Origin of the sequence: Arthrobacter stackebrandtii, assembly GCF_017876675.1 — a bacterium.
Classification (GTDB): domain Bacteria; phylum Actinomycetota; class Actinomycetes; order Actinomycetales; family Micrococcaceae; genus Specibacter; species Specibacter stackebrandtii.
Genome location: NZ_JAGIOI010000001.1, coordinates 2,120,482 through 2,135,190, shown reverse-complemented (window position 1 = coordinate 2,135,190; position 14,709 = coordinate 2,120,482). Strand labels below are relative to the sequence as shown.

The window sequence follows — 14,709 nt, the reverse complement described above, 5'->3', positions numbered from 1 at the left end:
GCCCGGGCCGGGCGGCCGGGGGCATTGACGGCGCTGCTAGGCTCGCACCATGGATGAAAAAATGGGGACGTTCATCAATGATTTTGGCGCGCTTGTCCGTCTGGCCCAAGCAGCCGTGGATCCTGTCGAGGGCGGCGATGAGCTGCTACAAACACTTGCCGACCATCTGGGCGCACCGTCCAGGAACCTGTCGGTGGTGGTGGAAGAGGTCCCCGCCCACCGCCTGGTTGACCTGGACATCCTGCTCGAGTCCATCGCAGACCGGGATCCCGGCGCCCGCCTCGTGGGAATCGGGGGCGGCGAGCAACGCAACCACCTGTCCCTCAGCGACATGGTGCAGTACGGCCATATGCATGCAGCCTTCCCGCTGGCACCGCCGGACTACACCAACCAGCCCGTCGGCCCCGACGAGCAACGCCAGAGCGTTGCCTTGGGGCTCCGGCTTTTTCGCTACGGCGGTGCGCCAATCGCCGTGCTCCAGCGCGAGGCCAAGCCCAACTTTGGGCGTCAATTCGCCACCCTGGAGGTTCTTGCGGCAGAGCCGGGCGACACCGCATCCTTCCTGGCTGAAGTGCGCCGCCGGATGGAGCACGAAAGTGTTTTCAAGGGCCAGGTCATTTCCCTCCAAATCAGCGAGTTCGGTCCCGGCATGGGCGGCGTCACGTTCATCCGGCGCCCCGAATTGGACCGGAGCGAGATCATCCTGCCCGGCGGCGTCCTTGACCGGGTCGAAGACCACACCTTGGGGATTGGCCGCCAGGGGCCCGCATTGAAGGCGCACGGCCAGCACCTCAAGCGCGGCCTGCTCCTCTACGGGCCGCCCGGAACCGGCAAGACACACACTGTCCGCTACCTGCTGGGCCAAAGTCCCGGCACCACGGCCGTGCTCCTTTCCGGCGGCGCCCTGGCCCGGATCACGGAAGCGGCCAAGCTGGCCCGCGCCCTGGCTCCGTCCATCGTGGTCCTGGAGGATTGCGACCTCATCGCCGAAGACAGAAGTTTTGGCCATGGCCCGCAGCCGCTGCTGTTCGAGGTCCTCGACGCAATGGACGGCCTGGACAACGATTCCGACGTTGCTTTTGTACTGACCACAAACCGCGTCGACATGCTCGAGCGGGCACTGGCCCAGCGGCCCGGCCGGGTGGACCTGGCCGTGGAAATCCCCAGGCCCACCGAGCATGAACGCCTGGGACTGCTGCGGCTCTACTCCCGCAACCTGGCCTTCTCCGCCCCGGCCCTTGAGGCTGCGGCAGCCCTGACGGACGGCACCACGGCGTCCCTTGCCAAGGAATTGGTTCGGCGGGCCGTGGTGGCGGCCGCACTGGCGGGGGAACTTCCCGCAGATGCCCACCTGGCCGCAGCGGCACAACAGCTCATGGATGACAGTTCCACCCTCACCCGCAGCCTTCTCGGCAGCGGCGCGGGCACCGGCAGCCAGGACTTCCCCGGCCGCTAGGACCCGCATTGCCCCGGCGCCCGCCGGCGCTTTCGCCCGCCCTCGTTGACGAACGGGTGCCGAAGGCGCCGGCGGGCGCTTTTTTGTGCCCGTTTCCAGGTTCCACGATGTCCATGATTGTGACCTTGACTACTTCCACATCCTTGCCTAGACTTTTCATAAAGCAGAAACTAAATTCCATCAAGTGAAATTATGGAATGAAGCAAAAAGGAACGCAGACGTTCCCCTGGAAGGATCTTTACGATGACGTACACAGTGAATTGCTCCATCCTCCTGACGGAGCTGCCCCTGCTGGAGCGCCCCGCCGCAGCCAAGGCTGCCGGCTTCGACGCCGTCGAGTTTTGGTGGCCGTTTGCCGGCTCGGTTCCCTCCGATGCCGACGTGGACGCCTTTGCCCGCTCCATCACCGATGCGGGCGTCCAGCTGACCGGCCTGAACTTCAACGCCGGCGACATGCCTGCCGGGGACCGCGGACTGGTTTCCTGGATTGGCCGCGAAAGCGAATTCAAGGACAACATCGACGTGGTTGCCGGAATCGGCGAGCGCCTGGGCACCAAGGCCTTCAACGCCCTCTACGGCAACCGCCAGGACGGCCAGGACCCCGCAGCCCAGGATGAGCTGGCCGTGGCCAACCTCGTGGCAGCCGCCCAGGGTGTGGCCGCGATCGGCGGAACGGTCCTGCTGGAACCCGTCTCCGGCACCCCCGCCTACCCGCTCAAGACCGCCGCAGACGCACTGGCCGTCATCGCCAAAACCCAGGCGTCCGGCGTCGGAAACGTCAAGCTGCTGGCAGATTTCTACCACCTGGCCGTCAACGGCGACGACGTCGCGGCAGTGATCGAGCAGGGCGCCAAGGACTTCGGCCACATCCAGATTGCCGACAACCCCGGCCGCGGCGCCCCCGGCACCGGCACCCTCCCCCTCGGCGAGTGGATTGCCCGCAGCCGCGAACTTGGCTACTCCGGCCCGATCGGCCTCGAGTACAAGGCCCCGGCAGCCGAGGCCTTCGCCTGGGCCATCCGTCAGAACGCCTGACCGGCACCCTCCCCAACCCACACACTTTTTGAAGGACACATCATGACAAACGTTGCAGTTATCGGACTCGGCATCATGGGCCTGCCCATGGCAGTCAACCTCGTCAAGGCAGGCCACACGGTCACCGGCTTCAACCGCAGTCAGGGCGCCATCGACAAGCTCGTGGCAGCAGGCGGCAACGGCGCCACCAGCATTGCGGACGCCGTCAAGGACGCCGACGCCGTCATCACCATGGTCCCGGACTCCCCCGACGTCGAAGCAGTGGTTGGCGGCCCCGACGGCGTCTTCGCCAACGCCCGCAAGGGCACCCTGTGGATCGACGCCAGCTCCATCCGCCCCGACGTGGCCAAGCGCCTGTCCGACGACGCCGCTGCCGCCGGCATCCGCCCCTTGGACGCCCCGGTGTCCGGCGGCGAGCAGGGCGCCATTGACGGCGTGCTGTCCATCATGGTGGGCGGCGACGCGAAGGACTTTGCCGACGCCGGCGACGTCCTCGGCGCGGTGGGCAAGACCATCGTCCACGTGGGCCCCTCCGGCTCGGGCCAGACCGTGAAGGCTGCAAACCAGCTGATCGTGGCCGTCAACATCCAGGCACTCTCCGAAGCCATCGTCTTCCTGGAGGCCTACGGCGTCGACACCGACGCCGCCCTCAAGGTCCTTGGCGGCGGGCTCGCCGGCTCCAAGGTCCTTGAGCAGAAGGGCCAGAAGATGCTTGACCGCAACTTCGACCCCGGCTTCCGCCTCGCCCTCCACAACAAGGACCTGGGCATTGTCACCGCGGCGGCCCGCGAGGCCGGCGTCACCGTCCCCCTCGGCGCAGCGGTTGCCCAGCTCGTCTCCGCCATGGTCGCCCAGGGCGACGGCGGCCTGGACCATTCCGGCCTCTTCAAGCAGGCCGCGGCACTCTCAGGGCGCAAGTAGCCCGCCACCAGCAGCACCATTCCGCCCCGGCCCACCGGGGCACCAACAGACTTTCCAAAGGAGAAAACCATGTCCACGATGCGTACCGTTGACGCCGCCATCCTGATCCTGGAAAAGGAGGGCGCAACAGAGTTGTTCGGCCTCCCCGGGGCGGCCATCAACCCGTTCTACTCCGCCATGAAGGCCCACGGCGGCATCAACCACACCCTGGCCCGCCACGTTGAGGGCGCCTCCCACATGGCGGACGGCTACTCCCGCGCCGCCAAGGGCAACATCGGCGTCTGCACCGGCACCTCCGGCCCCGCCGGCACCGACATGATCACCGGACTCTACGCCGCATGGGCCGACTCCGTGCCGATCCTGTGCATCACCGGCCAGGCCCCCGTTGCCAAGCTGCACAAGGAAGACTTCCAGGCCGTGGACATTGAAACCATTGCCGCACCGCTGACCAAGATGGCCATGACCATCAAGGAGCCGGGCCAGGTTCCCGGCGCCTTCCAGAAGGCCTTCTACCTGATGCGCTCCGGCCGCCCCGGCCCGGTCCTGCTGGACCTGCCCATCGACGTCCAGATGGCGGAGATTGAATTCGACATCGACGCCTACGAGCCGCTGGCCCCGAACAAGCCCGCCGCCTCGCGCAAGCAGGCGGACAAGGCCCTGGACATCCTGCTGGCTGGCGAGCACCCGCTCATTGTTGCCGGCGGCGGCATCATCAACGCCGAGGCCTCGGAACAGCTGGTTGAGCTGGCCGAGCTGCTGTCGATCCCCGTCATCCCCACCCTGATGGGCTGGGGCGCCATCCCCGACGACCACCCCCTCATGGCCGGCATGGTGGGCCTGCAGACCTCGCACCGCTACGGCAACGCCACGTTCCTGGAGTCGGACACCGTCATCGGCATCGGCAACCGCTGGGCCAACCGCCACACCGGCGGACTGGACACCTACCGCAAGGGCCGCAAGTTCGTCCACATCGACATCGAGCCCACCCAGATCGGCCGTGTGTTCGCCCCGGACCTGGGCATTGTCTCCGACGCCGGGGCAGCCCTGGACGCGCTGTTGGAGGCCGCCCGCGAGCGCAAGGCCGCCGGCACGGTCCCCGACTACACCCAGTGGGCCAACGACTGCGCCACCCGCAAGGGCTCCCTGCAGCGCAAGACCCACTTCGACAACGTCCCCATGAAGCCGCAGCGCGTCTACGAGGAGATGAATGCGGCGTTCGGCCAGGACACCACCTACGTCTCCACGATCGGCCTGTCGCAGATCGCCGGCGCCCAGATGCTCCACGTCTTCGGCCCGCGCCGCTGGATCAACGCCGGCCAGGCGGGCCCGCTGGGCTGGACCGGCCCGGCAGCCCTGGGCGTTGTCCGCGGCAAGCCCGGCCAGCCCGTCGTCGCCCTCTCCGGCGACTACGACTTCCAGTTCATGATCGAGGAGCTGGCCGTCGGCGCCCAGTTCAAGCTGCCGTACATCCACGTTGTCGTCAACAACTCCTACCTGGGCCTGATCCGCCAGTCGCAGCGCGGCTTCAAGATGGATTACCACGTCTCCCTGGCGTTCGAGAACATCAACTCCCCCGAGACCAACGGCTACGGCGTGGACCACATCAAGGTTGCCGAGGGCCTGGGCTGCAAGGCCATCCGGGTTGAGCGCCCCGAGGACATGCAGGCCGCGTTCACGGAGGCCAAGCGGCTCATGGAGGAATTCCAGGTCCCGGTTGTTGTTGAAGCCATCCTGGAGAAGGTCACCAACATCTCCATGGGCACCGAGCTGGACAACGTCACCGAGATCGAGGACATCGCCGAGTACGCCACGGACGCGCCCACGGCCATCCTCGCGCTGCAGGGTTAGGGGGCGGCCATGCGGGTCATCCTCGCCCCCGACAAATTCAAGGGGTCCCTTTCCGCCCCTGAGGTTGCCCGGCACCTGGCGGCAGGCCTGCGGGCCGGCCACCCCGGCCTGGAGATAGAGCTGATGCCCGTGGCCGACGGCGGCGAGGGCACCGTCGACGCTGTCGTCGCCGCCGGCTTCACCCGGGTCCCGGCAACGGTGCAGGGGCCCACCGGCGAGGCTGTCGAGGCCGACTTCGCGATCCGCGGCACCACCGCCGTGATCGAGATGGCCTCAGCCTCCGGGCTGGCGGTGCTGCCGGACGGCCGCCTGTCGCCGCTGGCCGCTTCCACCTTCGGCACCGGCCAGCTGGTCAGTGCCGCCCTGGACCACGGCTGCACGGAGATCGTGCTGGGCGTGGGCGGCAGTGCCTCCACCGACGGCGGTGCCGGCATGCTGGCCGCACTGGGGGTCACGTTCAAGGACGCCGCGGGACGGCACCTGCCGCCCGGCGGCGGCGCCCTCGCCCAGGTGACCAACATCGACGTCACCGGCCTGGACCCCCGCCTCGGCGGCGCCAGCTTCACCCTGGCCAGCGACGTCGACAACCCGCTCCTCGGCCCGGAAGGCGCGGCAGCCATCTTCGGCCCCCAAAAGGGAGCCACCCCGGAACACGTGGCGCACCTGGAGTCCTCCCTGGAGCGGTACTTCCGGATCATGGCCAACGCCCTCGGCACCGCTGCCGTGGACGCCCTCGACGCCCCCGGCGCCGGTGCGGCCGGCGGCACCGGCTACGCGGCCCTGGCCGTGCTGAGCGCCAAGCGCCGCCCCGGGATCGAGGTGGTCCTGGGCCTGACCGGCCTGGCCGGGCGCCTCCAGGGCGCCGACCTCGTCGTCACAGGCGAGGGCAGCCTGGACGAACAAACCCTGTTCGGCAAGGCGCCCATGGGTGTCAGCGGCGCGGCCCGCACGGCCGGGGTCACCGCCGTCGCAGTCTGCGGGCGCACCACCCTGGACCGCGACACCCTGGCTGCGGCCGGCTTCGCCCGCACCCACGCCCTGACCGACCTTGAAGCCGACACCACCATTTGTATGAAGAATGCCGGAGCCCTGCTGACCCGCATCGGAGAGATGATGGGGGAAGAGCTGGTCCGCACCGGCAGTGAACAGGAGAATTCCCATGTCTGACACCGAAGAAAACACCACCCAGGGCGGCCTCTTTGACCTTGTGTTCCGGGGCCGGCGCGTGCTCACCACCGCCGGCATCGTGCCGCGGGAAGTGGGGGTGCGCGACGGCGTCGTGATTGCCCTGGAGCCCCTCGGCAACAACCTCCAGGGCCGCGAGGTCATTGAACTGGCCGACGACGAAACCCTCATCCCGGGCCTCGTGGACAGCCACGTGCACATCAACGAGCCCGGCCGCACGGACTGGGAGGGGTTCGCCTCCGCCACCCGTGCGGCTGCCGCCGGCGGCGTCACCACCGTGATCGACATGCCGCTGAACAGCATTCCAGCCACCACCAATGTGGACGCCCTTGAGTTGAAGCGCAGCGTGGCGCTGGACCAGGCTTTCGTCGACGTGGGTTTCTGGGGCGGGGCCATCCCCGGCAACAAGGCGGACCTGCGCCCGCTGCACGACGCCGGCGTGTTCGGCTTCAAGTGCTTCCTGCTGCACTCCGGCGTGGACGAGTTCCCGCCGCTGGACGCGGATGAGATGGAAGCCGACATGGCCGAGCTGAAGTCCTTCGACTCGATCATGATCGTGCATGCCGAGGACTCCCGCGCCATTGACCGGGCACCCACCGCCGAGGGCGACCACTACGACAAGTTCCTGGCCTCCCGGCCCCGCGGCGCCGAGAACCTGGCCATTGCCGAGGTCATTGAGCGGGCCCGCTGGACCGGTTCCCGGGCGCACATCCTGCACCTGAGCTCCTCCGACGCCCTGCCCATGATCGCCAGTGCCCGGCGCGACGGCGTGCGGCTCACCGTTGAGACGTGCCCGCACTACCTCACGCTCATGGCGGAGGAGATTCCCAACGGCGGCACCGCCTACAAGTGCTGCCCGCCCATCAGGGAGGCATCCAACCGCGAGCTGCTGTGGCAGGGTCTGCAGGACGGCACGATCGACTGCATCGTCTCCGACCACTCCCCCAGCACGCTGGACCTGAAGGACCTGGAGAACGGCGACTTTGCCGTGGCCTGGGGCGGGGTGTCCTCGCTGCAGCTGGGGCTCTCGCTCATCTGGTCCGAGGCCCGCCAGCGCGGCATTGCACTGGAGCAGGTCATCCAGTGGATGTCCACGGCTCCCGCCGAATTGGTGGGGCTGCACAAGAAGGGCAAGCTGGCCCCCGGCTACGACGCCGACTTCGCTGTCTTCGCCGCGGACGACGCCTACGTTGTGGACGTCTCCAAGCTCAAGCACAAGAACCCGATCACCCCCTACGACGGCCGCGCCCTCTCCGGCGTGGTCCGCCGCACCTTCCTGCGCGGGCAGGAGATCGACGGCGTTGAGCCCACCGGCAAGCTGCTGCGCCGCGGCGAGATCACGGTTGAACAGGATGCCCATGTCTGAATCGGTCCTGCTGCCGGCCCTTGGCGAGAGCGTCACCGAAGGCACCGTCACCCGCTGGCTGAAGTCCGTGGGCGACCTCGTGGCCATTGACGATCCGCTCGTTGAGGTGTCCACCGACAAGGTGGACACCGAGATCCCCTCCCCGTTTGCTGGCATCCTGTCCAAAATCCTGGTCACTGAAGACCAGATGGCAGACATCGGTGCGGCCCTGGCGGTCATCTCCCCGGGGACTGCCACGGCCGTGGACGAGCCAGTCCCGGCCGTGTCCGCGGAACCGGCCGCGGAACCCCCGGCGGCCCCTTCCCTGCCCGCGGCCGAGGCGCCTGCGGTTGTCCATGCCCCTGCGGTTCCGCCAGCCGGACGCTACTACACCCCGCTCGTCCGCAAGCTCGCGCGCCAGCTCACCGTGGACCTGGCCGCCGTGGCGGGCACCGGCATCGGCGGACGGGTGCGGGCCGAGGATGTGAAGGCAGCCGCTGCACAGCCGTCCCCGGCCGCCGCGAATTCCGCCCCAACTGCGGCGGCTCCCGTGGTTGCGGCCGCCGTCGCGGGACCAACCGCACAGGCGGGGCCGTCCGCCGTCGAAAGCCTGCGCGGCACCGTGGTGAAGGCGCCGCGGATCCGTGCCGTGATTGCCCGGCGCATGCGCGAGTCGCTGGACACCTCAACGCAGCTGACCCAGGTGCATGAGGTGGATGTGACCGCCGTCGTCAGGCTGCGGGAACGGGCCAAGGCGCAGTTTGCGGCCGCGAACGGCGTGAAGCTGACGTACCTGCCGTTCATTGCGCTGGCGGTGGCCGAGGCGCTCAAGCTGCATCCCATGCTGAACGCGTCCTTTGACGAGGCCGCCGGCACCATCAGCTACCACGACGCCGAGCACCTCGCCTTTGCCGTGGACACGCCCAAGGGCCTGCTGGTTCCCGTGGTGCGCGACGCCGGCTCTCTGAGCCTGGCGGGCCTGGCCTCGGGGATCGCCGACGTTGCCGCCCGCACCCGCAACGGCACCATCCAGGCGGATGAGCTGGGCGGCGGCACGTTCTCGATCACCAACATCGGCTCAGTTGGCGCGCTGTTTGACACTCCCATCATCAACCAGCCGCAGGTGGGCATCCTGGGCGCGGGTGCGATCGTAAAGCGGCCCGTGGTGGTCACAGGCCCCGACGGGGACTACCAGCTGGCCATCCGGCACATGATGTATTTGTGCCTGACGTACGACCACCGCCTGGTGGACGGCGCGGATGCGGGCCGGTTCCTGCAGGCTGTGACCGCCCGGCTTGAGGCCGGGGACTTCGAGGCCGAGCTGGGCCTCTGACTTTCTCCCCCGTCCCGACGCGGCATCAGACAATGCCCCATTCTGGCGAACGCTGCATCACATCGGGATGCAGCGTTCGCCCTCTTTTTGGGCGGTGTGATGCCGCGTCGGCAGGGCTAGAGGAAGGCGGCGAGCTGCGGGGCGAGGCGGTCGGCCATGATGGCATAGCCTGCCGTGTCCGGGTGGAGCGTATCCGGGAGCCGGTCCGCGGCCTCCTGCTCGGTCAGCACCGACGTCCCGTCAATGACGTGCAGCCGGGTGTCTCCGGCGTCCTGCATGCCGGAAACCACGTGTGCCGTTGCCCGGCGGTAGTCGGCCAGCGTCCAGCCCACCTCATTGGCCTTGTCCTCGCGGGGCAGCGACAGCACCGGCGTGATGACCACCACCGGCACGGCAGGGTGTGCCGCACGCACCGCCTTGAGGAATCCCTGCAGGGCAGGACCGTAGCTGCGCTTGGAAAACACCGATGCGTTGTAACTGTTGATCCCCACACACAGGGAAATGAGGTCCGCGGGCATCCGGGCGATCGTCTCCGCAACGGTCGGATCCAGCTGGCATTCCCCTGCAAACCCCAGGTTTGACAGCTGCCAGCCGTTGCGGGCGGCCACGAGCGCCGGCCAGGTTTGGGTGGGCCCGTCGGCCTGCTGGCAGTGGGTGATGGAGCTGCCGTAGGTGATCCACCGCCGTCCCGCCCCCCAGGCCGCGGTGACATTTTCGCCGTCGAGCATGGCCTCCTGCAGGGTGAAGTCGCCAAAGTGTGGCAGCCAGAGCTCCACCAGTGTGTCCGGTTCAAGCCCGCCCAGTTCCACCTCATGCCTGTGGCTGCCGGCGGCGGGCAGGCGGTGGATGCGCCGGCCGTTGGCGAGGATGTCATAGGGTGCGCAGTCGGGGCCGCCGTGCCCGGCCAGGGTGAGCATCCCGCCGCTGGTGTGCCAGGCGGCCCGGACTCCCGCTGCCATCGCTGCCCGGTTGGCGAGGCCGTCGGTGCTGGGCGGCAGGTAGCCGGCGCGGTCCAGCCGGTGGAAGCGCCGGGCGCCGCCCTGCTCCTGTTGGATGGAGAACACTCCGGAGAACTGCGCTGCAACTGAAGCCATGGGGATCCTTCGGGATGGGTTCGGGCCCCTGCCGGCGGTGCTGGCAGGGGCCCGAAGCGTTGTTGTCTCATTCCCCGGCCGATCCCACTGCTTGCAGCGGGCCCTCGCGGCCGGGGCCCAATTACTTGGAGGCGGGGGTGGTGTGGAAGGTGGCGAAGGAGAGGAACTTGCCGTCCTGGCCGGAAACCACCAGGGTGTCCTTGCCGTTCTTGGTGCCTTCCGGAACCTCGAAGGTGATGGTGCCTTCGTCGTTCGCCAGGAACCAGCCGATCCGGGCCCCGTGCTGGTTCAGGTGAACGTACGCCCACTCATTCACGGGCAGGTTCTTCACCGTGACCATCTCACCCACGCTGTACTTGCCAACCTTCAAGCCCAGGTCAACCGGCGCCTGGCCCTTCAGGTTCGCGCGCTCCACGGACGGCTCAAACGCCGGCTCCTCGGGGGTGGCGGGCTGGACCGGCAGCTCAACGGCAGCAGTCTGTGCGACGGCGGAGGCATCCTTCGCGCCGTTGGCGGCGGCGATGGAAACGGAACGCTCCGCAACGGCACCGGCGGCAATTTCCGCCGTCGTCAGCTCACGGGTTTCGGTGAAGCTGGCGGACTCCCCAACGGCGAGGGTGGCAGGCTCGGCGCCCAGTCCGGCAACGCCGGTCAGGGCCACATTGCCCGAGTTCGTGACGGTGGCCGTGGTGGTGACAGTGTCGCCGGCACCGGCCAGACCGTTGCCGTCAACATCGTTCCACACGCTGCCTGCTGTGACGGTCAGCTCGGGGTTGCGCACCAGCACATCCACCTCGCCGCCGTCGACGGTGTAGTTCACGGTGGCTGAGCCGGCAGCTTCCACGGCCCACTGGGTGACGGGGCTGAAGAAGCCGTTGGCGACATCCTCGGCCGTGACGACGCGCTTGGCAGTGGTGCAGGTGTAGCCCGCGCCGGCGCCAAGGTTGCGGTACCGGCAGTTGGGCGTGCCGTTGATGTTGAAGCCCGTGAGCTCCCCCGATGTGGGGTAGACCGTGGCCGTTGCGCCGGAGGTGTTCTTGACCGCGAAGTTGTACGGCAGGGACTCGCCCGCGGCGTACGGGTTCGCGGCAAGATCGCGGCCGGAATCGGCGCGCGCGCCTTCGATCGTGGCGCTGAGCACGGCTGCCGGCGCGTTCACCTTCAGCAGGGCCGTGGCGGTGGTTGCCCCGGAGGTGGCCGTGAGGGTGTGGCTGCCTGCGGCGGTGCCGGCGGGGACCGTGACGGCCTTGCTGGCATTGCCTTGTGCATCGGTGGTGGCCGTGCCCAGCACGGTGCCGCCCAGGGCAAGTTCCACAGCCGCGTTGGCCGGGAACTTCGCGACGGAGACGGTGACGTCCTTGCCGGCTTCAACCGTGCCGGGTGTTGCGGAAACGGTCGGCGCGGTGGAGTCAGCCGGCAGGCCGCCGATGTTGACCTCGGCACCGCCGCCGAAGGCCAGGCCGTTGGTGGCGTTCAGGCCCACCAGCTTCACGTACTGCCCGGCCTTGCCGCCGGCGATGGCGATCCGCTGGGCGTCCTTGCTGGTCGTGAAGGAACCGCTGGCCACCTTTTCCCCAAAGGCCAACGGATCGTTCGAGACGTAGATCTCGTAGTCCTTGAACTGGCCGTTGACGCCGGAACCGCCCTGGCGCTGCGTGTATTCCAGGCCGGTCACGCTGTAGCTCTGGCCAAGGTCGAAGACGACCGAGTGCGGGAAGTTCGCCACGGTGCCGCTCCACTGGGTGTGCCAGTAGGAGTTGATGTCCCCGTCCAGCAGTGCTGTGGCGGGGCCGCTCGGAGCGGATTCGCCCGTCAGCTCTTCCGAGGAAACTGCGGCGATGGACAGCTGGTCCTGCGGGATCAGGTTGTCCATGGGAGGTGCCTGGCCGCAGAGCGCATCGGAGCAGGCGGCAACGGCCTTCGCCGAGACGGAGGCGGCCGCGCGCTTGGCGCCGTTCTTCGCGGTGACGACCAGGCCGTCCACGACGCGGTTGGCGGCGACGTCGGACACTGTCACGGTGTGGACGGAGGCGAGAGTCTTGCTCTCGCCGGCGGCCAGCGTGAACGGTTTCTGGCCGGCCACCGTGACGCCGGTCAGGCGGACGTTGCCGTTGTTGGTGATGACCGAGGTGTAGGAGATGGTGTCGCCGGGCGTGGCGAAGCCGCTGCCGTCAACATCCACCAGCTCCCCGCCCGTGTGGGTCGCCGACAGTGAGGGCTTGCGGGCCAGCAGGTCCACTTCGGCCCCCGTGATGGAGTACTTCTGCGTGGTTGCGCCCGTTGCGGTGGCCTCCCACTCGGTCGCCGGCACAAAGAAGCCGTCGGCCAGTTCGTCCGCGGTGACAAAGTGCTTGGGGGTGGCGCAGGTGTAGCCGGAGCCGGCATTCAGCACCTGGTAGCGGCAGTTTCCGCCGCCGTCGGCCGGGATGAACGGCTTGAAGTTGCCCGACACCGGGACCGCTGAGGCCGTCACGTTGCTCAGGCTGTCCACCCGGAACTGGTACGGCACGGCCTCGCCCACTGCGTAGGGGCTTGCTGCCAGGTCGCGTGCCAGGTCGGTGGCCGAGCCCTTGATCTCCAGGCCGGCCACATTCTCCGTGGCACCACCGGTGATGGTGACGGGCACGTTGGCTGAAACGCCCTGCCCGCCGTGGCCCAGCGACGCCGTCAGTGTCGCGCTGCCGGCCTTCGCATAGGCCGGGATGGTCACGGGAACCTTGACGGTTGCCGAGGCACCTGCCGCAATGTCGGGCACGACGGCGGAGCCCAGCTCCCAGCCCGGCTTCCCGGTGAAGGAGGCCACGGCCCCGGAGAGCGCCTGGGCGCCGTTGTTGGTCACCGTCAATTCGGCGTCAACTGTTGCGCCGTTGGCCCCCGCGACGTTGGCGGCGGTGAGGGAGGCGTTCATGGTGCCGAGGCAATCCACACCCAGCCATTCGGCGTCGAACTTTCCAAAGGTGATGGCGTTGTTGTCGGCCTCGTACAGCAGGCCGAAGGTGCCGTCGCTGAGTGCGGTGGCGGTGGAGTAGGCCATGTAGCCGCTCTTGAACTGCTTGCCGGCGCTCCAGGTGGTGCCGTCGTCGCAGGAGTAGCGGATGGTGCCGTTCTCGCGGGCCGTGGTGCTGTTGGCGTTGGAGAACATCAGGACCTTGGCCTCGGCGGATCCCTGCGGCGCGTTGGGGTGGACGCGGGCGATCGAGGCGTTGTTGGTGGGGTCCTTCAGCTCCGCGTTGTAGCTGACCGGGCCCCAGGTCTGGCCGCCGTCCTTGGAGATGGTGACCTTGCGGCCCTTGCCGTTGGCGTTGTCGCGCGAGTTGAGCATGAGGTCGCCGTTGGAGAGTTCCACGACCTTGTTTTCATCCATGCGCTCGCCCACGTTGCCGCCCTTGGTCCAGGTCTTGCCGTGGTCGTCGGAGTAGACGCTGTAGGCCTGGATGACTTCTGCACCTGCGGTGTTGCGCACACGGCCGGCGAACTGCTGGACCAGGCGGCCCTTGTGCTCGCCGTACTTGAGCTGGATGCCCTCGCCGGAGGAGGCAAACATGCCCACGACGCCGCCCACGTTGGCCACGCCGCCGACGGTCTCGCCCGCGGGCTTGACCACGTCGGTGACGAGGGGGCCGTCAAAAGATGCGTACTGGGAGCCGGCCGGGTAGTTGGTGGGTGTGGGGAGCACGGGCTGGTTGCCCGGATCGGTGGACCAGGTCAGGCCGCGGTCGGTCGAGACCGAGACCTGGGTGCCGGTGACGTCGCGGTTGGCGTCGTCTGTGCCGATAACGCTGCCCCAGAAGCCCTGGTTCTTCGAGTAGACGTGGAAGTTGAAGACGGTGTCAGTCTCGGCGTCGTACACGTAGCTGGGATCGCTGAAGCCGTACTGCAGGCCGGTCTTGGAGGAAACCTGGCCGCGGGCAATGAACGTGGGCGCACCCCAGGTCTTGCCGCCGTCGGTGCTGCGGCGCTGGATGATCGAGTTCGGTGACGGGGAGTCGCCGCCGTCGGGACGGCCGTCGTAGGATGCCAGGATCACGCCGCCGCCCAGGTCAACCAGGGCAGGAATGCGGTACCAGTTCTGCACCGGGTCGGTGGCCTTGTCGCCCGGCTTGGCCAGGACCTGTTCGCTGTAGCTGCCGCCGGTTGCAAGAGGCTCTGCAGTTTCGGCGAAGGCCGGCCCCACCATGGAGGCGAGCATGCCCGTTGCGAGCACCCCCGCCGCAAAAGCTGTCTGGCCGCGCCCGAGGCGCCGCGCCTTTTGTGTGGATTTCATTGGTTCCTTTCGAAGCGGCCACCATTGGCCGTCAAAGAGTTGCAAACGCTCCATGGCACCCTGCCGACCCCCAGACCTCGGACGTAGGATGACCCACAACACATTAGCGTGTTATGCATCACAAAGTCCATCCATTGCGTGAAGTATTTCCATCGCAGCGTCCAGTCCGGCACGCAACGCAGTCCGCCGTGCGCTTTCACTTTGGCCGTGCGCACGACTCGTTGCCTG

8 protein-coding genes and 1 pseudogene are annotated in these 14,709 nt (G+C 68.1%); 7 read left to right on the top strand and 2 right to left on the bottom strand.

Annotation, left to right across the window (positions count from 1 at the left end; translation table 11 throughout):
• Positions 1-49 precede the first annotated feature (49 nt).
• From JOF48_RS09035 to sucB, 7 genes and pseudogenes are all read left to right on the top strand, one after another.
• The gene (locus JOF48_RS09035; protein ID WP_209679834.1) at positions 50-1,456 is read left to right on the top strand and encodes an AAA family ATPase; all 1,407 of its coding nucleotides are present in this window, start codon (positions 50-52) and stop codon (positions 1,454-1,456) included.
• A 243-nt stretch (positions 1,457-1,699) separates the two neighbouring features.
• Entirely contained in the window at positions 1,700-2,491 is a 792-nt protein-coding gene (locus JOF48_RS09030) for a hydroxypyruvate isomerase family protein (RefSeq protein ID WP_209679830.1), read from the top strand.
• 42 nt (positions 2,492-2,533) lie between these two features.
• Positions 2,534-3,412: a 2-hydroxy-3-oxopropionate reductase gene (locus tag JOF48_RS09025; protein WP_209679827.1), complete on the top strand. Its 879-nt coding sequence runs from the start codon at positions 2,534-2,536 to the stop codon at positions 3,410-3,412.
• Positions 3,413-3,481: 69 nt separating this feature from the next.
• Positions 3,482-5,260, top strand: a complete 1,779-nt coding sequence (gcl, locus tag JOF48_RS09020) for a glyoxylate carboligase (RefSeq protein WP_209679824.1) — start codon at positions 3,482-3,484, stop codon at positions 5,258-5,260.
• 9 nt (positions 5,261-5,269) lie between these two features.
• Complete coding sequence (locus JOF48_RS09015) at positions 5,270-6,427, top strand: glycerate kinase (protein WP_209679820.1); 1,158 nt, start codon at positions 5,270-5,272, stop codon at positions 6,425-6,427.
• On the top strand, positions 6,420-7,811 hold the full coding sequence (gene allB, locus JOF48_RS09010) for an allantoinase AllB (RefSeq protein ID WP_209679817.1): 1,392 nt from the start codon (positions 6,420-6,422) through the stop codon (positions 7,809-7,811). Before JOF48_RS09015 ends, allB begins: the two co-directional genes overlap by 8 nt.
• Positions 7,732-9,123 (top strand): annotated as a pseudogene (gene sucB / locus JOF48_RS09005) (2-oxoglutarate dehydrogenase, E2 component, dihydrolipoamide succinyltransferase); the annotation flags it as partial. The gene allB and the pseudogene sucB, both read left to right, overlap by 80 nt.
• A 116-nt stretch (positions 9,124-9,239) precedes the next feature.
• On the opposite strand, the gene JOF48_RS09000 reads toward sucB, so the two are convergent.
• Positions 9,240-10,217: a GDSL-type esterase/lipase family protein gene (locus JOF48_RS09000; protein ID WP_209679811.1), complete on the bottom strand. Its 978-nt coding sequence runs from the start codon at positions 10,215-10,217 to the stop codon at positions 9,240-9,242.
• A gap of 121 nt (positions 10,218-10,338) precedes the next feature.
• Positions 10,339-14,481 (bottom strand): discoidin domain-containing protein, encoded by a 4,143-nt coding sequence (locus JOF48_RS08995; protein ID WP_209679809.1) that lies wholly within the window; start codon positions 14,479-14,481, stop codon positions 10,339-10,341.
• Positions 14,482-14,709 lie beyond the last annotated feature (228 nt).

What these genes read in the sequence shown, in the direction of transcription:
- JOF48_RS09035 (WP_209679834.1), top strand. Translation starts at nt 50, where the DNA reads ATGGATGAAAAAATGGGGACGTTCATCAATGATTTTGGCGCGCTTGTC.
- allB (WP_209679817.1), top strand. Translation starts at nt 6,420, where the DNA reads ATGTCTGACACCGAAGAAAACACCACCCAGGGCGGCCTCTTTGACCTT.
- gcl (WP_209679824.1), top strand. Translation starts at nt 3,482, where the DNA reads ATGTCCACGATGCGTACCGTTGACGCCGCCATCCTGATCCTGGAAAAG.
- JOF48_RS09030 (WP_209679830.1), top strand. Translation starts at nt 1,700, where the DNA reads ATGACGTACACAGTGAATTGCTCCATCCTCCTGACGGAGCTGCCCCTG.
- JOF48_RS08995 (WP_209679809.1), bottom strand. Translation starts at nt 14,481, where the DNA reads ATGAAATCCACACAAAAGGCGCGGCGCCTCGGGCGCGGCCAGACAGCT.
- JOF48_RS09000 (WP_209679811.1), bottom strand. Translation starts at nt 10,217, where the DNA reads ATGGCTTCAGTTGCAGCGCAGTTCTCCGGAGTGTTCTCCATCCAACAG.
- JOF48_RS09025 (WP_209679827.1), top strand. Translation starts at nt 2,534, where the DNA reads ATGACAAACGTTGCAGTTATCGGACTCGGCATCATGGGCCTGCCCATG.
- JOF48_RS09015 (WP_209679820.1), top strand. Translation starts at nt 5,270, where the DNA reads ATGCGGGTCATCCTCGCCCCCGACAAATTCAAGGGGTCCCTTTCCGCC.